20 protein-coding genes are annotated in these 19,675 nt (G+C 72.9%); 7 read left to right on the forward strand and 13 right to left on the reverse strand.

The annotated features are described in order from the left end of the window. Window positions 1–2: 2 nt before the first annotated feature. Window positions 3–776, reverse strand: coding sequence for an IclR family transcriptional regulator (locus ADK65_RS15565; RefSeq protein WP_053670732.1), 774 nt, complete (start codon window positions 774–776; stop codon window positions 3–5). A gap of 133 nt (window positions 777–909) precedes the next feature. Here ADK65_RS15565 and ADK65_RS15570 point away from each other — a divergent pair, with 133 nt between their 5' ends. The 5 genes from ADK65_RS15570 (at window position 910) to ADK65_RS15590 (ending at window position 5,626) form a co-directional block, all read left to right on the forward strand. Then, a complete protein-coding gene (locus ADK65_RS15570; RefSeq protein ID WP_078955985.1) occupies window positions 910–2,439 on the forward strand; it encodes an aldehyde dehydrogenase (NADP(+)) in 1,530 nt (509 codons plus the stop codon). A 99-nt stretch (window positions 2,440–2,538) separates the two neighbouring features. Beyond that, window positions 2,539–3,147: a DUF1349 domain-containing protein gene (locus tag ADK65_RS15575; RefSeq protein ID WP_053670734.1), complete on the forward strand. Its 609-nt coding sequence runs from the start codon at window positions 2,539–2,541 to the stop codon at window positions 3,145–3,147. 45 nt (window positions 3,148–3,192) lie between these two features. After that, window positions 3,193–3,687: a GNAT family N-acetyltransferase gene (locus ADK65_RS15580; protein ID WP_199825640.1), complete on the forward strand. Its 495-nt coding sequence runs from the start codon at window positions 3,193–3,195 to the stop codon at window positions 3,685–3,687. Window positions 3,688–3,760: 73 nt separating this feature from the next. Beyond that, entirely contained in the window at window positions 3,761–4,477 is a 717-nt protein-coding gene (locus ADK65_RS15585) for a DsbA family oxidoreductase (protein WP_053670736.1), read from the forward strand. Between the two features lie 96 nt (window positions 4,478–4,573). Beyond that, complete coding sequence (locus tag ADK65_RS15590) at window positions 4,574–5,626, forward strand: aminotransferase class V-fold PLP-dependent enzyme (protein ID WP_078955989.1); 1,053 nt, start codon at window positions 4,574–4,576, stop codon at window positions 5,624–5,626. A 111-nt stretch (window positions 5,627–5,737) separates the two neighbouring features. Here the strand turns inward: ADK65_RS15590 and thpD are convergent, their stop codons facing one another. From thpD to ADK65_RS15620, 6 genes are all read right to left on the reverse strand, one after another. Further along, window positions 5,738–6,646, reverse strand: a complete 909-nt coding sequence (gene thpD, locus ADK65_RS15595) for an ectoine hydroxylase (RefSeq protein WP_053670738.1) — start codon at window positions 6,644–6,646, stop codon at window positions 5,738–5,740. A 7-nt stretch (window positions 6,647–6,653) separates the two neighbouring features. After that, the gene (locus tag ADK65_RS15600; RefSeq protein WP_053670739.1) at window positions 6,654–7,052 is read right to left on the reverse strand and encodes an ectoine synthase; all 399 of its coding nucleotides are present in this window, start codon (window positions 7,050–7,052) and stop codon (window positions 6,654–6,656) included. A gap of 42 nt (window positions 7,053–7,094) precedes the next feature. After that, complete coding sequence (gene ectB, locus ADK65_RS15605; RefSeq protein WP_053670740.1) at window positions 7,095–8,366, reverse strand: diaminobutyrate--2-oxoglutarate transaminase; 1,272 nt, start codon at window positions 8,364–8,366, stop codon at window positions 7,095–7,097. A gap of 64 nt (window positions 8,367–8,430) precedes the next feature. Next, the gene (ectA, locus tag ADK65_RS15610) at window positions 8,431–8,937 is read right to left on the reverse strand and encodes a diaminobutyrate acetyltransferase (RefSeq protein ID WP_053670741.1); all 507 of its coding nucleotides are present in this window, start codon (window positions 8,935–8,937) and stop codon (window positions 8,431–8,433) included. Between the two features lie 339 nt (window positions 8,938–9,276). After that, window positions 9,277–9,813 (reverse strand): DinB family protein, encoded by a 537-nt coding sequence (locus tag ADK65_RS15615; protein ID WP_053670742.1) that lies wholly within the window; start codon window positions 9,811–9,813, stop codon window positions 9,277–9,279. 58 nt (window positions 9,814–9,871) lie between these two features. After that, window positions 9,872–10,972, reverse strand: coding sequence for a pyridoxal-phosphate-dependent aminotransferase family protein (locus ADK65_RS15620; protein ID WP_053670743.1), 1,101 nt, complete (start codon window positions 10,970–10,972; stop codon window positions 9,872–9,874). A 134-nt stretch (window positions 10,973–11,106) separates the two neighbouring features. On the opposite strand from ADK65_RS15620, the gene ADK65_RS15625 reads away from it, so the two are divergent. Both ADK65_RS15625 and ADK65_RS15630 read left to right on the forward strand, forming a co-directional pair. Further along, window positions 11,107–12,198 carry an amidohydrolase family protein gene (locus tag ADK65_RS15625; protein WP_053670744.1) on the forward strand — a complete coding sequence of 364 codons (1,092 nt, stop codon included), beginning with the start codon at window positions 11,107–11,109 and terminating at the stop codon, window positions 12,196–12,198. 192 nt (window positions 12,199–12,390) lie between these two features. Continuing rightward, on the forward strand, window positions 12,391–13,302 hold the full coding sequence (locus ADK65_RS15630) for an SCO1860 family LAETG-anchored protein (protein ID WP_053670745.1): 912 nt from the start codon (window positions 12,391–12,393) through the stop codon (window positions 13,300–13,302). 31 nt (window positions 13,303–13,333) lie between these two features. Here the strand turns inward: ADK65_RS15630 and cobC are convergent, their stop codons facing one another. The 6 genes from cobC to cobM are packed head-to-tail and all read right to left on the reverse strand — an operon-like array spanning window position 13,334 to window position 19,630. Then, window positions 13,334–14,389: an Rv2231c family pyridoxal phosphate-dependent protein CobC gene (cobC, locus tag ADK65_RS15635; protein WP_053670746.1), complete on the reverse strand. Its 1,056-nt coding sequence runs from the start codon at window positions 14,387–14,389 to the stop codon at window positions 13,334–13,336. After that, entirely contained in the window at window positions 14,379–15,308 is a 930-nt protein-coding gene (locus ADK65_RS15640) for a sirohydrochlorin chelatase (RefSeq protein WP_053670747.1), read from the reverse strand. The genes cobC and ADK65_RS15640 overlap by 11 nt, the downstream gene beginning before the upstream one ends. After that, a complete protein-coding gene (locus tag ADK65_RS15645) occupies window positions 15,305–15,892 on the reverse strand; it encodes a precorrin-8X methylmutase (protein WP_053670748.1) in 588 nt (195 codons plus the stop codon). Before ADK65_RS15645 ends, ADK65_RS15640 begins: the two co-directional genes overlap by 4 nt. Further along, window positions 15,889–17,580, reverse strand: coding sequence for a precorrin-3B C(17)-methyltransferase (gene cobJ / locus ADK65_RS15650; RefSeq protein ID WP_053670749.1), 1,692 nt, complete (start codon window positions 17,578–17,580; stop codon window positions 15,889–15,891). The genes ADK65_RS15645 and cobJ overlap by 4 nt, the downstream gene beginning before the upstream one ends. Further along, on the reverse strand, window positions 17,577–18,815 hold the full coding sequence (locus tag ADK65_RS15655) for a bifunctional cobalt-precorrin-7 (C(5))-methyltransferase/cobalt-precorrin-6B (C(15))-methyltransferase (protein WP_053670750.1): 1,239 nt from the start codon (window positions 18,813–18,815) through the stop codon (window positions 17,577–17,579). Before ADK65_RS15655 ends, cobJ begins: the two co-directional genes overlap by 4 nt. After that, complete coding sequence (gene cobM, locus ADK65_RS15660) at window positions 18,812–19,630, reverse strand: precorrin-4 C(11)-methyltransferase (RefSeq protein WP_053670751.1); 819 nt, start codon at window positions 19,628–19,630, stop codon at window positions 18,812–18,814. The genes ADK65_RS15655 and cobM overlap by 4 nt, the downstream gene beginning before the upstream one ends. Window positions 19,631–19,675: the final 45 nt, after the last annotated feature.

Genomic DNA, 19,675 nt, shown 5'->3' on the forward strand with positions numbered 1-19,675 from the left:
CCTCAGAGCCTACGGGTGGCCAGTGTCAGCCGGTCCCGCGCGTCGAAGAGGGCGTCCTTCACCAGCTGCTCGTGGGCGGGGGTCAGCCGTGCCACCGGCACCGAGCAGCTGATCGCGTCCCGCGCCGGGGTGCGGTACGGGATCGCCACGCCGAAGCAGCGCAGCCCCAGCGTGTTCTCCTCGCGGTCGACCGCGAAGCCCTGCTCCCGCACCTGGCGCAGTTCCTCGATGAGCTTCTCCCGGTCGGTGATGGTGTGCTCGGTCAGCGCGGGCAGCGTCTCCGGGAGCATCTTGCGGACCTGCTCGTCGGAGTACGTGCTCAGCAGCGCCTTGCCGAGGGACGTGGAGTGCGCGGGCAGCCGGCGGCCGACCCGGGTGAAGGGGCGCAGGTAGTGCTGCGACTGGCGGGTGGCCAGGTACACGACGTTCGTGCCGTCGAGGCGGGCGAGGTGGATCGTCTCGGTCGTGTCGTCCGAGAGCCGGTCCAGTGTCGGGCGGGCCGCGGCGACGACCTCGTCACCGTCGATGTACGACGTGCCCACCAGCAGGGCCCGCACCCCGATGCCGTACCGCGTGCCCGTCGCGTCGGTCTCCACCCAGCCCAGCTCGACCAGGGTGCGCAACAACATGTAGAGGCTGGACTTGGGATATCCGACGGCCTCCTGGACCGCCGCGAGGGAGTGCATGCCGGGGCGTCCGGCGAAGTATTCGAGCAGTTCAACCGTTCGCACCGCGGACTTGACCTGCGCCCCGCCGCCCGACTCGCCAGCCGACATCGCCCTTGACCCCTTCGTTGGACGGGAAATAGTCTCCAACAGCATATTCATCACCAGAGACAGCGTTCAGTATATCGAACGCCCCTGGTGGATGACCCAATACTGCGGCATGACATGTGTGGAGGGACCCGCGGTGGCAGCAGCACCAGTCTGGAGTGTCGACCCCCGAACCGGGAAGCAGCGTGAACAGGTTGCGGTGGAGGCCACAGCCCAGGAGGTGGACGCCGCCGTCCGGGCCGCGCACGAGGCCCGCGGCGCCCTGGCCGACCGCGCGGTCCGCGCGGCCTTCCTGCGCACCGCCGCCGACGAGCTCAAGGCGGCCGAGGAGTCTCTCGTCGAGACCGCCGACGCCGAGACCGCGCTCGGCCCGGTCCGGCTGACCGGCGAGCTCGCCCGCACCTGCTACCAGCTGCGCGCCTTCGCCGACATCGTCGACGAGGGCGCCTTCCTCGACGTCGTCATCAACCACCCCGACGACACCGCGACCCCGCCGATCCCGGACCTGCGCCGCTACAAGGTGCCGCTGGGCGTCGTCGCCGTCTACTCGGCGTCGAACTTCCCCTTCGCCTTCTCGGTCGCGGGCGGTGACACCGCGAGCGCCCTCGCGGCCGGCTGCCCGGTCGTCGTCAAGTCCCACCCCGACCACCCGGCCCTGTCCGAGTACGTCGCCAAGGTGCTGCGCCGGGCCGCCGCCCGGCACGGCATCCCCGACGGCGTCGTGGGCCTGGTCCACGGCTTCGAGGCGGGTGTCGAGCTGATCAAGCACCCGCTGGTCGCGGCGGCAGGCTTCACCGGCTCCGTGCGCGGCGGCCGGGCGCTCTTCGACGCCGCGGCGGCCCGCCCGGTCCCGATCCCCTTCCACGGTGAGCTGGGCTCCCTGAACCCGGTCGTGGTCACCGAGGCCGCCGCCGCCGAGCGGGCCGAGGCCATCGGTGCCGGTCTCGCCGGTTCCATGACGCTGGGCGTCGGCCAGTTCTGTGTGAAGCCGGGCCTCGTCCTCGCGCCGGCCGGTGCCGCGGGCGACGCACTGCTGAAGTCCCTGACGGACGCCGTCAGCGACACCGACGCCGGCGTCCTGCTCGACCACCGCATGCGCGACAACTTCGTCGCCGGCGTGGCCGAGCGGGCCGGGCTGCCCGACGTCGACTCCCCGGTCACCCCGGGCGCGGGCGGCGAGCACACCGTCAGCGCGGGCTTCCTCACGGTGCCGGCGAGCAGGCTGGCCGCCGAGGGCGAGCACGACCTGCTCCTGGAGGAGTGCTTCGGGCCGGTCACCGTGGTGGCCCGCTACGAGGACGACACCGAGGTGAAGGCGGTGCTGTCGCGGCTGCCCGGCAACCTCACGGCGACGGTGCAGCTGTCCGAGGAGGAGGCGGCGGGCCAGGGCCGCGGCGCGGAGATCCTCGCGGAGCTGACGCCGCTGGCCGGGCGCGTGCTGGTGAACGGCTGGCCGACGGGGGTCGCCGTCGCGCCCGCGCAGCATCACGGTGGGCCTTACCCGGCGACGACGTCGACGTCCACGTCGGTGGGTGGTACGGCCATCGAGCGGTGGATGCGGCCGGTTGCCTATCAGAACGCGCCGTCCGCGTTGCTGCCCGCGGAGCTGCGGGACGAGAACCCGCTGGGCCTGCCTCGCAGGTTCAACGGGCGTTTGGAGCGTTGACGCCGTAGGGGTGCGGTGGACTGCGGGCTGCCGGTTCCGTCGTGGCTGATCGCGCCGTTCCCCGCGCCCCTGAGGGTGCGACCTGAAACACTTGGTCGAATGGATCTGGAATTTCCTGAACTTCCCTTCGGCCTGCGCACGTACGGGCCCGATGGTCACTGGTCGTACGAGGACGGTGTGCTCACCGGGTGGGCCGGGGCGCGGCAGGACCGGTTCGTGCCGCCCACCGGTGAGGGTCTTGACCCCGCTTCCGACGCGCCCCGGCTGCTCGGGGCGCCGGAGGGCGACTTCCAGCTGATCGCCAAGGTCACCGTCGGGTTCGGTGCGGCTTTCGACGCCGGGGTGCTCTACGTCCACGTGGGGGAGCGGGCCTGGGCCAAGCTCTGCCTGGAGTACTCCCCGGACGTCCCCACCGTCTGCACGGTGGTCACCCGGGGCCACTCCGACGACGCCAACTCCTTCACCGTGGACGGCAGTTCCGTATGGCTGCGGGTGAGCCGCACCGGCCGCGCCTTCGCCTTCCACGCCTCGCGCGACGGCGAACGCTGGACCTTCGTCCGGCTGTTCACCCTCGGCGACGAGAAGGAGACGGACGCGGCCCTGGTCGGCTTCATGGCCCAGTGCCCGATGGGGGAGGGCTGCGTGGTGACGTACGACCACATCGAGTTCAGGCCGTCCTGGCCGAACGATCTGCGGGACGGCAGCTGAGCCCGTCCCGGGAACCGCCCCCGGCCCGGGCACGTCGTCATCTCCATGATCAGGGACCGAGTGACGCCAGGCCGTGTGATCCGTACCGTCCTGCCCGCCGAGCTGGCGGACGTCGTCGCGCTGCACGCGCGGGCCCGGGCGACGTACTACCCCGACGGGGTGCCGCGGGACGGCACCGACTGGACCGAGGCCTGGCGCGGTGCCCTCACCCGGCCGGACGGGCGGGTGCTGTGCGTGGCGGAGGCGGGCCGCCTCATCGGCCTGGCCTCCTTCCGCACCCCCGAGGACGCCCCGGCGGAGACGGTGAAGCTCTTCCAGTTCCATGTCGACCCCGGCCACTGGCGCCTCGGAGCCGGCAGCGCGCTGCACGCTGCGTGTGTAGAGGAGTGGCAGGCCGACGGCAGGCGTACGGCCGTGCTCGACGTGCACGTCGGCAACGCCCGGGCCCAGGGGTTCTACCGGCGGCAGGGATGGATCCCGGAGCCGGTCGGGCCGGGGGATCACCATCTGCGGATGCGGTTCGTCGTCCCCGGGGAATGAACGCCACTGATTGAACGTTCATCGATCCGGCGGAGGGAGTCTCCGCACGGTACGACCTGGAGAGAGCCGAGACATGCGCGTCGAGATCTGGAGCGACATCGCCTGCCCCTGGTGCTACGTGGGCAAGGCCCGCTTCGACAAGGCGCTGCGGGACTTCCCGCACCGCGACGACGTCGAGGTGGTGCACCGCTCCTTCGAGCTGGACCCCGGCCGCGCCAAGGACGACATCCAGCCCGTGATCACGATGCTCACCAGGAAGTACGGGATGAGTGCCGCGCAGGCCGAGGCCGGAGAGGACAACCTCGGGTCCCAGGCCGCCGCCGAAGGCCTCGACTACCGCACCCGCGGCCGGGATCACGGCAGCACCTTCGACATGCACCGCCTGCTTCACCTCGCCAAGGAGGAGGGCCGCCAGGCGCAGCTGCTCGACCTGCTCTACCGGGCCAACTTCGCCGAGGAGCGCTCCGTCTTCAACGACGACGAGCGGCTCGTGGAGCTCGCCGCGGCCGCCGGCCTGGACGCGGAGGCCGTGCGCGCGGTGCTCGCCGACCCGGACGCGTACGCCGACGAGGTCCGCGCCGACGAGCGCGAGGCCGCGCGGCTCGGGGCGAACGGCGTGCCGTTCTTCGTGCTCGACCGGAAGTACGGCGTCTCCGGCGCCCAGCCCGCCGAGGTCTTCTCCCGGGCCCTGACCCAGGCGTACGGCGAGCACGCGCCCCTGACGATCGTCGACGGCGGCGAGGACGCGGACGCCTGTGGCCCGGACGGCTGCGCTGTGCCCCAGCACTGAAAAGGCCAGCTCGGAGCGCATCCATAAGCGTTCCTTAGCGACATCACGCAGGAATCGGCAATGGACGGGGAGATCCAGGGGACGCAGAGTGGTTCCATGGAGACCTTCGAGAACCTCGTCCGTGCCGAGTTCACCCCGAAGAACACCTACCTCAACACCGCGAGCAACGGGCTTCTGCCCGCCCGTACCGTCGGCGCCGTACAGCAGGCGGTGCGGATGCGTGCCGAGGGCATGCCCCTGGGTCCCCTGTACGAGGACGTGGAGGCGGCCCGCGCGTCCTTCGCCCGGCTGGCCGGCGTTCCGGCCGAGCGGGTCGCGACCGGTGCGTCGGTCGCCGAGTACGGCGGGCTGATCGCCGCCTCGCTGCCCGCCGGCTCCGAGGTCCTCACGGCGGAGGCCGACTTCTCCTCCCTGGTGAACCCGTTCCACGCCCGCGGCGACCTCAAGGTGCGTGCCGTGCCCCTGGAGAGGCTCGCCGAGTCCGTCCGACCCGGCACCGCGCTCGTCGCGGTCAGCGCCGCCCAGTCCGCCGACGGCCGTCTCGCCGACCTGCCCGCGGTACGCGAGGCGGCCCGGGCGCACGGCGCCCGCACCTACGTCGACGCCTCCCAGTCGGCCGGCTGGCTGCCGCTGGAGGCCGACGCCGACGATTACGTCGCTTCCGTCGGATTCAAGTGGCTCTTCGGCCCGCACGGAGCCGCGTTCTTCGTCGCCCCGCGGGACTTCGGCGGGCTCACCCCGCTGCTCGCCGGCTGGGTCGCCGGGGAACGGCCCTGGGACAGCTGCTACGGCCCCGTCGAGGAACTAGCCCACTCCGCGCGGCGCTTCGACGTCAGCCCCGCCCTCTTCAGCTACGCGGGACTGCGCGCCTCCCTGGAACTGCTGGAGGAGATCGGCGTCGACGTCGTGCACGCCCACGACGTCGGCCTCGCCGACCGCTTCCGTGCGGGGCTCGCGGAGCTGGGTCACGAGCCGATCGCCTCGCCCGGCTCGGCGATCGTGTCGGTGCCGGGGCTCGGCCACCGGCAGGGCGAACTGAGCCGCCAGGGCATCGAGGTGTCCGACCGGTCCGGGAACCTGCGGGCCGCGTTCCACCTCTACAACACGCCCGCGGACGTGGACCGGCTCCTGCGGGTGCTCGCGGCATGACAGAACCGGGCGGGGCCTCCCGTCCCACACGAGGAGGCCCCACCCGGTAGCTCTGTCACGCAGTCATCCGACCGCCGAGGCGGTCACGTCAGCGGCAACCGCTGACGACGGTCACCGCACCGGCGTGAAGTCCCGCGCCCCAATGAACTCCGGGCGCCGGACCGGGGCCGCGAACGGTTCCACCGCCGTGTTCTCCACGCTGTTGAACACGATGAACACGTTGCTGCGCGGGAACGGCGTGATGTTGTCGCCCGAACCGTGCATGGCGTTGCAGTCGAACCAGGTCGCCGAACCGGCCTTGCCGGTGAACAGCTTGATGCCGTGCTGCGCGGCCATCTGCGTCAGCGCCTCGTCCGACGGCGTGCCCGCGTCCTGCATCTGCAGCGACTTCTTGTAGTTGTCCTTCGGCGTCTCACCCGCACACCCGAGGAACGTCTTGTGCGACCCCGGCATGATCATGAGTCCGCCGTTGGTGTCGTAGTTCTCGGTCAGCGCGATCGAGACCGACACCGTGCGCATCCGCGGCAGACCGTCCTCGGCGTGCCACGTCTCGAAGTCCGAGTGCCAGTAGAAGCCACTGGCGCCGAACCCCGGCTTGACGTTGATCCGCGACTGGTGGACGTACACGTCCGAGCCGAGGATCTGCCGCGCCCGTCCGACCACCCGCTCGTCGCGGACCAGCCGGGCGAACACCTCGCTGATCTTGTGCACCTCGAAGACCGTGCGGATCTCCTTGGACTTCGGCTCGACGATCGACCGCTCGTCGGCCCGCATGTCCGGGTCGTTCACCAGCCGGTTCAGCTCGTTCCGGTAGACGGCGACCTCGTCGTCGCTGATGAGCTCGTCGATGGCCAGGAAGCCGTCGCGCTCGAAGGAGAGCAGGTCGGCCGGGACGATCGGGCCCGGGGCGTCGGGTGCGCCCCAGACGACCGGGTCCTGGCGCGGGGTCAGTGCCTCGGCGGCACCGCGACTGGGATAGAGGTCCGGGATACCGGTGGTGGTGTCGGTGGTGGCGGTCATGGAAACGTCACACCTCCTCGGTGAGCAGCGGGTAGACGCCGTTCTCGTCGTGGTCCTCCCGTCCGGTCACGGGCGGGTTGAACACGCAGAGGCAGCGGAAGTCCTGCTTGACCCGCAGCGTGTGCCTCTCGTGCCCGTCCAGGAGGTACATCGTGCCGGGCGTGATCGTGTGCGTCAGCCCGGTCTCGTGGTCGGTCAGCTCGGCCTCGCCCTCCACGCAGACGACGGCCTCGATGTGGTTCGCGTACCACATCGACGTCTCCGTACCCGCGTAGAGGACCGTCTCGTGCAGGGAGAAACCGACTTTCTCCTTGGCGAGGACGATGCGCTTGCTCTCCCACGTACCGGACGCCGCCTTCACGTGCCGGTCGGTACCTTCGATCTCCTTGAACGAACGGACAATCACGGTGCTGCGATGCCTCCTAGGTGAGTGGTGCTCGGTTCGGTGTCAGGCGGTCTCGCGGACGGCGCGGGCCAGCGTGCTCAGGCCCTCGTCCAGCTCCTCGGGCGTGATGGTGAGCGCCGGGAGCAGCTTCACGACCTCGCTCTCCGGGCCGGACGTCTCGATGAGCAGTCCGAGCTCGAAGGCGCGCTTGGCGACCTTGCCGGCGCGGGCCTTGTCGTGGAACTCCAGGCCCCACACCAGGCCGCGGCCGCGGTACTCCTTCACGTCGGCCAGGTTCTCCTCGGTGATGGAGATCATCGCCTGCTCGACCTGCTCGCCGCGCTTGCGGGTCTGCTTCTCCATCGCGGAGCCGTCGGCCCAGTAGGTCTCCAGGGCCGCGGTGGCCGTGACGAACGCGGGGTTGTTGCCGCGGAAGGTGCCGTTGTGCTCGCCGGGCTCCCAGATGTCGAGCTCGGGCTTGAACAGGCACAGCGACATGGGCAGGCCGTAGCCGCTGATCGACTTGGAGACGGTGACGATGTCGGGCGTGATGCCCGCCTCTTCGAAGGAGAAGAACGCGCCGGTGCGACCGCAGCCCATCTGGATGTCGTCGACGATCAGCAGCATGTCCTGCCGTTCGCACAGCTCGGACAGGGCGCGCAGCCACTCGGGCCGGGCCACGTTGATGCCGCCCTCGCCCTGCACGGTCTCGACGATCACGGCGGCCGGCTTGTTCAGCCCGGACCCCTGGTCCTCCAGCAGCCGCTCGAACCACAGGAAGTCCTCGACCGTGCCGTCGAAGTAGTTGTCGAACGGCATGGGCGTGCCGTGCACCAGCGGGATGCCGGCGCCGGCCCGCTTGAAGGCGTTGCCGGTCACGGCCAGCGAGCCCAGCGACATGCCGTGGAAGGCGTTGGTGAACGACACGATCGCCTCGCGGCCCTTCACCTTCCGCGCCAGCTTCAGCGCGGACTCCACGGCGTTGGTGCCGGTCGGGCCGGGGAACATGACCTTGTACGGCAGGTCGCGCGGGCGCAGCAGCAGGTTCTGGAAGGCCTCCAGGAACGTGCGCTTGGCCGTGGTCGACATGTCGAGCCCGTGCGTGACGCCGTCGCGCTCCAGGTAGTCGATCAGCGCGCGTTTCAGGACCGGGTTGTTGTGCCCGTAGTTCAGTGACCCGGCTCCGGCGAAGAAGTCGAGGTACTCATGGCCGTCCTCGTCGTACATGCGGCTGCCCACCGCACGGTCGAAGACGGTGGGCCAGCCGCGGCAGTAGCTGCGCACCTCGGACTCGACGGTCTCGAAGACGCTCAGGTCGGGCTGGGTGATGGTCACGGCGAATCGCTCCTCGGTGCGTGGGGGAAGTCTGTGGGACGGGAGTGGGGTGGGGAGGGAAGTCTCAGTGGGGCAGCGGGCCGATGCGGTACAGGACCTCGGGGTCGTGCGGCCCGTCGGGGAACACGGCCGTCTCGAACAGCACCTCGCGCTCCAGCCGCGCGCCGTGACGCTCGGCGAACGACGTGAACAGGCGCTCCGAGGCGGTGTTGTCCGGGGTGATGGTGGTCTCCACCGTCGTCACCCCGAGGTCGGCCACGGTCCGCGCGACCAGGCCGTCGAGCAGCGCGGCTGCCAGTCCGCGCCCGCGGTGGGCCTCGTCCACCGCCACCTGCCAGACCAGCAGGGTGCGCGGGCTGTCCGGCCGCACGTACCCGGTGATGAAACCCATCGGCTCGCCCTGCTCGTCACGGGCGACGGCCGAGGTGGCGGCGAAGTCCCGGCACCACAGCAGATAGCTGTAGGACGAGTTCAGGTCGAGAACCTTCGAGTCCTTCGCCATCCGCCAGAGTGCGGCTCCGTCGGCCACGGTGGGGCGGTCGATTTGCGGATCTGCTTGTACGGCGGTCATGCAAATTGAACTTACCCAGCGAAATTCAAAATTGCATCGCCGATCGGGGTTACATATGGCCCTCGTCTGTGTTATCGCGCGAGCGCGAGGGATCATGCATAGAGGGGGTGGATTGCCCGATATTGCCCGGGTAATACCGGGCAAAGCGGTCACAGTGTGTAACGCGTCACAGCCGTGTAAGCCGCGCGAAACCTGCCAGAATTTCCCCTCCGAGTGTCCTCAAAATCTGCGCGTTTAGGACTGGGAAAAGCGGGCAGAAGAATACGGGAAGCTTTTCTTGAGGGAATTCTTAATTGTGTGCCAGCTTACATATGGGGTCTCACGGAATGCACGTGCAATTCAGGCCCCGGTCACTCCGTCGATGCGCTCCCGCAGGAGATCGGCGTGGCCGTTGTGCCGCGCGTACTCCTCGATCATGTGGATGAGCACCCAGCGCAGGCTGACCTCCATCCCGGGCACCGGCCCCTCGGCCACCCGCCCGACGTGGTCCAGCGGCAGCCCGGCGCACAGCTGCCGCCCCCGCGCGATCTCCCGCCGCCAGATCCCGAGCGCCTCGTCCGGCCCGCGCGCCGGATCCAGCGCATAGCCGGTCGCGTCCTCGTACACCGGCGGCACGTCGAGTCCGCACGCCACCCGCTGGAACCAGTTCCGCTCGACCTCGGCAAGGTGCTGCACCAGCCCGAGCAGGGTCAGTGACGACGGCTCGGCCGCGGCGATCCGCACCTGTGTGTCGTCCAGCCCCGCGCACTTCAGCTCCAGCGTGGCCCGGTGGAAGTCCAGCCAGCTCTCGAGCATGGCCCGCTCGTCGCCCGTGAGGCGGGGGACGGGGCGGCCGTCGGGGAGGACAGGGGTGTCGGACGGTGTGTTGGTGGTCATACGGGGAGCATGGCACGGGGCACCGACAACGGTGCCCCGGGTGCGACCGGGCCGACGGCTACCGCCACGCCTCCTCGGCGGCGCGCAGCGCGCCCTGCACATCCACCGGCAGCCCCTGCTCGGACAGCGCGGCGCCCAGGGCCGCCAGACTCGCCCGCACCGCCCCCGGCGTCGCGTCCGCGCCGTAGTGGTTGACCCGGATCATCTCCTTGGCCAGGGCACCCCCGCCGGCGGCCAGCGGCACCGCCGGGTCCGCCTCCAGCGCCCGCCGTACCAGCTCCGACGCCACCACCTGGGACGGCGCCCGCAGCGTCGTGGCGACGGGCGCCGCGTCCCGCGCCTCGTACACGTACGGCTCCAGACCGCCGCCGAGCGCGACCGACCCGGCCCGGGTGGCCGCCGCGGCGGAGGCGTGCCGGGCCATCACCGCGTCGAGACCGGCCGCCTCGATCCGCTCCACGCAGGCCTCCAGCGCCAGCATCTCCAGCTGCGCCGGCGCGTGCAGCAGCGCCTTGCGGCCGCCGTCGATCCAGCGCTCCTTCCAGTCGAGGAGCGACAGGTACGACCGGCGCGGCGCCTTCGGGTTGGCCGCCATCCGCGCCCAGGCCCGCTCGCTCACCGACACCGCCGAGACCCCCGCCGGACCCCCCATCGCCTTCTGCGCCCCGATCACGCACAGGTCCACACCCCACGCGTCCGGCAGCACCGGCTCGGCCCCGATCGACGCCACGGCGTCCAGGTAGAACAGCGCCCCGTGCGCCCGCACGACCTCGCCGATCTCCGCGACCGGGTTGGTGTTGCCCGTCGCCGCCTCCGCGTGCACCAGGGACACGAAGTCGATCTCCGGGTGCTCGGCGAAGGCCTGCCGGATCTGCTCGGCCGTGACCGCCGTGTGGAAGGGCACCGCCAGGTCGATCACCGTCGCCCCGCAGTCCCGCAGCCAGTCGCCGAAGGTCTGGCCGTACGGTCCCGTGATGACGTTCAGCGCCGTCGTGCCCGGACCGGCCGTGGCACGGATGGCGCCCTCCAGCGGCAGCAGCGCCTCGCCCTGCATGATCACGACGTCCTGCCCGGTGCTCAGCAGCCGCGCCACACGGTCCTCGATCGCGGCGAAGCGGTCCGCGCCGAGCGGCGCCAGGTCCAGAAACGGATGCGTCACGGCAATGCTCTCTTCACTCACAGCAGGTTCGGCCGCATCGAGGGTAACCGGCCGCCCCCGGCCCGCCGCGCGGCGAGTGCCGTGCGCACCGGCCCCCGTCGATGTGCCGCGGCCGGCTGATTAAGGTGCGGTGCATGAGCGATCAGGTGGTGCTGCACGTGAAGGGGCGGGTGCTCGTCGGGCCGGAGGACGTCCGGGACGAGCTGTGGGTGGTCGACGGCCGCGTCTCCTACGACCGTCCCGCCGGGGCCCGCGACATCCGCACGGTCGTCGGCTGGGCCCTGCCCGGCCTCGTCGACGCGCACTGCCACGTCGGACTCGACCGGCACGGCCCGGTCCCCGCGGACGTGGCCGAGAAGCAGGCCCTGACCGACCGGGACGCGGGCACCCTGCTCATCCGCGACGCCGGTTCGCCCTCCGACACCCGCTGGATCGACGACCGCGAGGACCTGCCGAAGATCATCCGCGCCGGACGGCACATCGCCCGCACCCGCCGGTACATCCGCAACTACGCCTGGGAGATCGAGCCGGAGGATCTGGTCGCCTACGTCGCCCAGGAGGCCCGCCGCGGCGACGGCTGGGTCAAGCTGGTCGGCGACTGGATCGACCGCGACCTCGGCGACCTCTCGGCCTGCTGGCCCCGTGGGGCCGTCGAGGCGGCGATCGCCGAAGCCCACCGGCTGGGAGCGCGCGTGACCGCGCACTGCTTCTCGGAGGACTCCCTCCAGGACCTCGTCGAGGCGGGCATCGACTGCATCGAGCACGCCACCGGCCTCACCGAGGACCTCATCCCGCTGTTCGCGCGGCGCGGCGTCGCCATCGTCCCGACCCTGGTCAACATCGCGACCTTCCCGCAGCTCGCCGACGGCGGCGAGAGCAAGTTCCCCCGCTGGTCGGCCCATATGCGACGGCTCCACGAACGCCGCTACGACACCGTGCGCAACGCCTACGACGCCGGTATCCAGGTCTTCGTCGGCACCGACGCCGGCGGCGGCCTCGCCCACGGTCTGGCCGCGGCCGAGGTGGGCGAGCTCGTCACCGCGGGGATCCCGCCCGTCGAGGCCCTCGCCGCGGGCACCTGGACCGCCCGCACCTGGCTCGGCCGCCCCGGCCTGGACGAGGGCGCCCCGGCCGACCTCGTCGTCTACGACGAGGACCCACGGGCCGACGTACGGGTGCTGACGTCACCGCGCCGGGTGGTGCTGAACGGGCGCGTGGTCGGGTAGGGCCCGTGCCCGGGCGGCGATCGCGGAGCCGCCCCTCCCGGGGATGACGGCGGGGAACGCCTGTGCCGCTGGAATCGAATGGATTCACGGGCCCTCCACGTTGGAGTGAAGCGGCGTCAGATCGCTGACGTCGCGTGCGCGGCGCGGCGATTCTTTCCGGGTCCCGAGCCTGTCTCCCCTGGAGTCCCCACCGTGAACAGCCCTTCCTTCCGCATGCCCGCCCGCCGTCTGGCGACCGTGGCGACCGCCACGGCCCTCGCCGCCGGGCCCGTGGCCCTGACCGGCGTGAGCCCGGCGCACGCCACCGGCGACCACGGTCGCGCGAGCGCCGTCGTGCTGCGCACCGGCCTGGACGTCTCCCTGCTGAACAAGTCGGTGAACGTCCCCCTCGCCGTCTCCCTCAACGACGTCCGGGCGCCGCGCAGCGCGGACAGGACCTCACTGACGGCCACTCTCGACGCGGTGGACGGCGGCCGGCCCTTCAACGTGCTCAGCGCGAAGGTGGCCGAGGCGAGAGCCACGACGTCCGCCACCGAGGCCGAGGGCAGCAGCACCCTGGCCCACGCCCGTTTGCACGTCCCCGGGCTGCCGCTGCTGTCGGTCATCGAGGTCGACCAGGTCACCGCCAAGGCCACCTGCGCGGTCGGCGAGATGCCGGCCGCCACGACCGGTCTGCCCGGCTCGGTGACCGTGCTGGGCAAGCGGGTGGCCCTGACCGCCGGCGGACCGACGGACATCGAGGTGCCGGGCGTCGGCGAGGTGCGGCTGGACCTCGCCCGGACCCGGACCACCACCCGGGACGCCGCCGCCACAGCCCTCGAACTCACGGTGTCCCTCAACCCGTCGAAGCTGAACGTGGCCGAGGTCGACGGCACGCTCACCCTGGCCGAGGCGACCTGCCGCACGCCGAAGGCCGAGCCCGCCGCACGGCCCCCGGCCGAGCCCTCCGCCGCACCGGCCGACGTCAAGCCGCAGGGAGAGCCCGCCGAGGCCGGCCTGGCCGAGACCGGCGGCGGCTCGACGACGCCGTACCTCGTGGCCGGCGCGATCGCCCTGCTCGCGGCGGGCGGGGGAGCGCTGGTCCTGGCCCGCCGACGCGGCTGACCCCCCCGCAGGCAGGGGGTGGGAGGCGAGCTCAATCCTCCAGCGCCCGCCCCAGTGCCTCCAGGAACCCGTCGGTCGTCCTGCGGTCCCGTACCGCCAGCCGCAGCCACTCCTCGTCCAGGCCGGGGAACGTGTCCCCGCGGCGCACCGCCCAGCCGAGATCGCGCAGCCGTCGGCGGACGGTGGCCGCCCGGGGCAGGCGGATCAGGACGAAGGGACCCTCGGCGGGCCCGGCGACCCGCAGCCCGGCCGGGGCGAAACGGGCGAGGCCGGTCAGCAGATGGGCGCGGTCCGCGGCGACGCGGTGCGCCGCGTGGGCCGCCTCCGCCACCGCCCGCGGCCCCACGCACGCCTCGGCCGCGGCCAGCGCCGGCGTCGACACCGGCCACAGCGGCTGCGCCCGCTGGAGGTCCTCGATCGTCTCCGGCGCCGCCAGCACGTATCCGATCCGCAGCCCGGCCAGCCCCCACGTCTTGGTCAGGCTGCGCAGCACCACGAGGCCCGGCACGTCGACCCGCCCGGCCAGGGCCTCGCGCTCGCCCGGCACGGCGTCCATGAACGCCTCGTCCACCACCAGCACCCGCCCGGGCCGGGCGAGTGAGGCGATCGCGTCCGCAGGGTGCAGCACCGACGTCGGGTTCGTGGGGTTGCCGATCACCACGAGGTCCGCGTCCTCGGGGACGGCCGCCGGGTCGAGCCGGAAGCCGTCCTCCTCACGCAGCAGCACCCGGCCGACCGTGTGCCCGGCGTCCCGCAGCGCCGCCTCCGGCTCCGTGAACTGCGGGTGCACGACGACCGGCCGCCGCACCTTCAGCGCCCGCGCCAGCAGCACGAACGCCTCCGCCGCGCCCGCCGTCAGCAGCACCCGCTCCACCGGCAGCCCGTGCCGCGCGGCCACCGCAGCCCGCGCGGCCCGCCCGTCCGGGTAGGCCGCCAACCCGCCCACGGACGCGGCGATGTGCTCCCGCAGCCAGGCGGGCGGCGTGTCCGCGCGGACGTTCACGGCGAGGTCGACGAGCGAACCGCCGTCGTCGCGGACCTCCGCGTCCCCGTGGTGACGCAGATCGTGCCCGCTCTCAGTGCGCATGCGAGTGAGCACCGTGGTGGTGCCCGTGGCCGTGACCGTGGTGGTGGTCGTCGTCGTCCGGGTGGAAGTGCGGCTGCTGCGGCATGCCCACCTTGTCCTCGAAGCCCGGCAGCGCGATGCGGTACACGCACGAGTCGCAGTTCATCCGCAGATCGCCCTTGACGGCCTCCTCGTACCGCTCCCACACCAGGTCCAGCAGCTCCGGCTCCGGCCCGATGACGTCGGCCGACAGCACCTCGACCTCCGGGTGCGCGGCCGCCCAGCCCTCCGTCTGGTGCCGCACCCGGTCCGGCAGGATGCCCGTGAACAGGAAGTAGGGCAGGACCACGATCCGGCGGGCGCCCAGCCGCACACAGCGGTCAAGACCGCTCGGCACGTCCGGTGCCGCCAGCGACACGAACGCCGTCTCCACGCCCGCGTAGCCGCGCCCCTCCCACAGCAGCCGGGCCGCCTTGTGCACCTCGGCGTTGGCGTCCGGGTCCGTGGAGCCGCGCCCCACCAGCAGCACCGTCACGTCGGAACGGTCACCCGGCGTGCGGCCCGCGGACCCCAGGGCCTCGTCCAGCCGCCGCTCCAGCACGTTCAGCAGCGCCGGGTGCGGGCCGAGCGGACGCCCGTAGGTGTAGGAGATGCCCGGGTGCCGCTCCTTCTCGCGGGCCAGGGCCGCCGGGATGTCGCCCTTGGCGTGCCCGGCGGACACCAGCATCAGCGGGACGGCGGCGAAGCGCCGTACGCCCTGCTCGACGAGTTCGGTGACGGCCTCGCCCAGGGGCGGCGGGGACAGCTCGATGAAGCCGCCCGCGACGGGCAGTTCGGGGTGGCGGGCCCCCAGCCGCCGTACGAAGTCGCGGAACGCCTCGGCTCCGGCGTCGTCCCGGGTGCCGTGGCCGGCGATGAGCAGGGCGGGCGGGGTGGTCACAGTTTCTCCTCGGCGGAAGTGGGGTGGTACAGCAGGGCGTTGAGCGCGGCGGCGGCGACCGCCGACCCGCCCTTCTCGGACACGTTGCTCACGGCGGGCAGTCCGCTCTCGCGCAGCGCGGCCTTCGACTCGACGGCGCCGACGAAGCCGACGGGCAGTCCGATGACGAGCGCGGGGTCGGCGTCGAGCGTCAGCAGCTCCTCCAGCGCGGTCGGCGCGTTGCCGATCACCCAGAGGGCGCCGGGGCCGACCTGCTCGTGGGCGAGCCGGATGGCGTGCGCGGACCGGGTCAGACCGGGCCCGGACTCGGCGTCCTTCAGGCGGCAGACCGTCTCGCGCCGGGTGATCCCGGCGCCGACCATCTCCACGTCCACGACCACGGGCGCCCCGGCGTGCAGCGCCGCGTGCGCCTTCTCCAGGGCCGCCTCGTCCATGACGAGGTCCGTGGCGTAGTCGAGGTCGGCGGCGGAGTGGATGACGCGCTCGACGACCGCACGGGTCAGCGGCGGGAAGTGCGAGGTGTCCAGCCGGGCGCGCAGGCGCCGGTAGGACTCCACCTCGATGGGATGGACGACGCGGTTCACTCGGCCCCCTCCTGCGCGGTCTGCCAGCGGTAGCCGCGCGGCGTCACCATGCGCCCCGCGATGTCCCGGGTCGCGGTGTTGCCCACGGTCACGACCGTCATCATGTCGACCGTCGCCGGGTCGAGGGCGCCCAGTGTGGTGAGCCGGCTGGACTCGTCCGGCCGTGAGGCGTTGCGCACGACACCGACCGGCGTCCCCGGGGCCCGGTGCTCGGCGAGGATGCCCAGCGCCTTGGGGAGCTGCCAGTCGCGGCCGCGCGAACGGGGGTTGTAGAAGGTGACCACGATGTCCGCCTCGGCCGCCGCCCGCACCCGCCGCTCGATGACCTCCCACGGCGTGTGCAGGTCGGACAGGCTGATCGACACGTGGTCGTGGCCCAGCGGGGCGCCCAGGATGGCACCGGCCGCGAGCGCCGCCGTCACGCCGGGCACACCGACCACGTCGATGTCGTCGGAGGCCTCGGCCAGGGCGGGGGAGGCCATGGCGTAGACGCCCGCGTCGCCGCTGCCGATCAGCGCGACGGCCTGCCCCTTGCGGGCCTCCTCGACCGCCGTGCGCGCCCGTTCCTCCTCGGCGCCCAGCCCCGACTCCAGGATCCGGGTGCCGGGCCGCAGCAGATCACGGATCTGGTCGACGTACTGGTCGAGCCCCACGAGCACGGAAGCGCGCCGCAGTTCGGCCTGTGCGCGCGGCGTCAGCAGGTCCCGGGCACCGGGCCCGAGCCCGACCACCGCGAGCCGCCCGCGCCCCGGCCGCCGTACTACGGCACAGGTCGCCATGGCCGGGCTCGCGGCCGACTTCCGCTTGGGGACGAGCAGTTCGCCCCCGCCCACGAGCGCGGCCGCCTCCGCCACGGACGGGGTGCCGACGGCGGCCAGCGGCGCGTCGGACGGGTTGGGCACGTCCACCCCGGCCAGCTCCTCGGCGGAGTACGTCACCAGGGGCACCCCGAGCCGCCGCGCGGCCTCGACGATGCCGGTCTCCTCGGCCTTGGCGTCGACGGTGGCGAGTTCGGCGACGGAGGCTCCGGACAGCCCGGCCTCCCGCAGGACGTCCTCGACCAGCCCGAGGACCTCCTCCGTGGGGGCGCCCTTGGACGCCCCGACGCCGACGACCAGCGTGGGCGGACGCAGCACGACCTCGCGCTCGGCCGCCGCCACGAGCCGGTCGGTGAGCCGGATCGTGTACGCCCCCTCGTCCGTCACCGGCAGCGGCGGCAGCGGCCAGGCCACCTCGGCCCGCAGCGCCACCGCCTCGCCGTCCAGCAGCGCCCGCGACACCCCGGCGACATCGCCCTCCACGGGCAGGCCGAGGGTGTCCAGGCCGGGCAGGTCCACGGCGTCCGTGGCCGTCGTCACCACCGGCTCCGCACCCAGCACCTCGCCCACCGCGCGGGCCAGTTCGTTGGCGCCGCCCGCGTGCCCGCCCAGCAGGGACACGGCGAACCGCCCGCTCTCGTCGACGCACACCACGCCCGGGTCCTCGGTCTTGCCGGACAGCAGCGGCGCCACCAGCCGCACCACCGCCCCCGTCGCCAGGAAGCACACGAGCTGCTCGCACTGCGCGAACGCGGTCCGTACGGCGTCCCCGACGGGACCTTCGTACACACGGGTGCGGTCCGGCCACGCGGCGGCCAGCCGGTCCCGCGCCGCCGCTCCCGCCGCCGTGGCGGAAATGAGGCCGATCACTGAGCGACTCCTTCTTCGATGGCTGCCGGAGGCCGGACGCCCCACAGCAGGAAAACGGGGTTGGTCGCCGCGAGCCGGGTCACGTCCCCGGGCAGCGGCGCGAGCCGCGACGACTGCAGCAGCACGCCGTCGCAGGTGAGACCGGCGCTCGTCAGGGCCTCGCGTGCGGCCGGCACCCGGTCGAGCGCCGCCATGGCGACGACCACCGTGCGCCGGGCACGCCGCGCGCACGCGGCGACGATCGCGGGCAGTTCACGCCCGCCGCCCCCCACGAACACGGCGTCGGGTTCCTCGGCGAGTTCCGTCAGCGCGTCCGGTGCCGCGCCGCGCACCACGTGCACGTCCACACCGTGCGCGGCGGCGTTGGCACGGACCCGCTCCACCCCGTCGGGGGTCTTCTCCACCGCGGTCACGGCCGCACCCAGCCGCGCGCACTCCACGGCCACGGACCCCGAGCCCGCGCCCACGTCCCACACCAGGTCACCCGGGCGCGGCCCCAGCCGGGCCAGGGCCAGCGCGCGCACCTCGAACTTGGTGATCATCGAGTCCCGGTGGGCGAACTCCGCCTCCTCCAGGGCCCAGCCGGCCGGCCGCTCCCCGGGCCCCGCGACCGTCCGCACGGGGCCGAGCGCCCGCGCCTCGTCCAGGCACAGCACCACGTTCACCGCCGTACCCCAGTCCCGGGCGGCGGCCTCGGCGGGCGTCACCCGCTCCACGCGCTCCGCGTCCGAGCCGAGCCCGGAGGCCACGACCAGCACCCGCGCGGCGTCCCGCAGCGCGGCACCCAGCTCCGCCGGACCCGCGCCCGGCCCGGTCAGCACGGCCGTCTTCGGCTGCGCCCGGCACACGTGGACGGCCGTCCGCAGCTCCCGCCCATGGGCGCTCACCACCACGGCGTCGTCCCACGGCAGCCCGATCCGCGCGAACGCGGCCGCGACGGACGACACCCCGGGCCGCACGTCCAGCCGCCCCGGCCCGAACCGCTCGGCCAGCACCCGCACGATCCCGAAGAACCCGGGGTCGCCGGAGGCCAGCACCACGACCGGACGGTCCTTGCCGACGTACTCGCCGATGGTGTCGAGGGCCGGCGCCAGAGGCCCGAGCACGACCCGCTCCGCCGTCTCCGGCAGCCGTACGGCGTCGAGATGCCGACGCCCGCCCACGACCAGCCCGGCACCGGCGAGGACGTCGTCACAAGGCGCCGCCCCCGTCCCCGTGCCGACCACCGTGATCACGTACTCGCCCCCCGCTCGCGCAGCGCCCGCCGGGCCTCCGGGTCGGCCTTGCGGTAGCCGTGGAAGTGACCCGGGTGGTACAGGTGCGAGCGCGTGCCGTGCGCGTCGAGCGCCGGGCCGACCAGGAACAGGGTGTGCTTCCAGAGCTTGTGTTCCTTGACCGTCTCCTCCAGCGTGCCGATGGTGCACCTCACGACCAGTTCCTCCGGCCAGGTCGCCTGGTAGGCCACCACGACCGGCGTCGTCGTCGGGTAGCCGCCCTCCAGCAGCTCCCGCACCAGCTGCCCGCTGCGGGCGGCGGAGAGGAACACCGCCATGGTGGTGCCGTGCTTGGCGAACTCCCGGACCTCCTCGCCGGGCGGCATGGGCGTCTTGCCGCCGCCGAGCCGGGTCAGCACGACCGACTGCGCGACCTCCGGGATGGTCAGCTCGCGCTGCGCGAGGGCCGCGACGGCCGAGAAGGAGGACACCCCGGGCACGATCTCGGTCGCGATGCCGATCTCGGCACACCGGTCGACCTGCTCCTGCGTGCCGCCCCACAGGGCCGGGTCGCCGGAATGGATCCTGGCCACCTTCAGCCCCTCGCCGCGGGCCCGCTCGTATACGGCGACGACGTCCTCCAGGGACATGGTCGCCGAGTCGAGGATCTCCGCGTCCTCGCGGGCGTGCTCCAGGACCTCCTCCTGGACCAGGCTGGCCGCCCAGATCACGACGTCGGCCTCGGCGATGGCGCGCGCGGCGCGGAACGTCAGCAGGTCGGCGGCGCCGGGGCCGGCACCGACGAAGGTCACTTTGCCGGCGGGGGCGTCGGCCATGGGATGGGTCCTCTCGTACAGGGGGTGGAACGGGGGAGGGTCGGC

The organism is Streptomyces sp. NRRL B-1140, assembly GCF_001280065.1.
Lineage (GTDB): Bacteria > Actinomycetota > Actinomycetes > Streptomycetales > Streptomycetaceae > Streptomyces.